The sequence below is a fragment of the Bacillus sp. AFS001701 genome (assembly GCF_002559405.1).
GTDB lineage: Bacteria > Bacillota > Bacilli > Bacillales > Bacillaceae_G > Gottfriedia.
Genome location: NZ_NTZO01000770.1, coordinates 1 through 372 on the forward strand (window position 1 = coordinate 1; position 372 = coordinate 372).

General features: G+C 28.5%; 1 protein-coding gene. It reads left to right on the forward strand.

Annotated elements, in window-relative coordinates; all coding sequences use genetic code 11:
- Nucleotides 1-53: 53 nt before the first annotated feature.
- Nucleotides 54-372: GGDEF domain-containing protein (locus CN514_RS25085; protein WP_141529548.1), on the forward strand; the 319-nt coding region annotated here is incomplete at its 3' end.

Consider the following 372-nt stretch of genomic DNA (forward strand, 5'->3'; position numbering starts at 1 on the left):
TTATTTTTATTGAAGAAATAGTAAACACATTTAATATAGAGAGATTCAATCAATTGAGGGACTTTTGTGAAAGAAGATATATTTCAACAATTTGTATATGTAATACGACTGATCAAATGACAATGAGTGCTCTTATGCCTGATGCTGTACTTAGTGAATCAGTTGCTGGAATCGAACTTCAGAAGTATATTAACAAATTCGTACACCGTAGAAATCAAATACAAGAACAAGTTTTAATTGATCCAATGACCGGTGTTTATAATTTTAGATATTTAAAAAATGAGGTAAAAAAACAATTAGAGGATTTAAAACGTAGCTACGAATCATTTTCGTTAGTGCACGTAAAAATTGAACAAAAACAAGACTATTTTT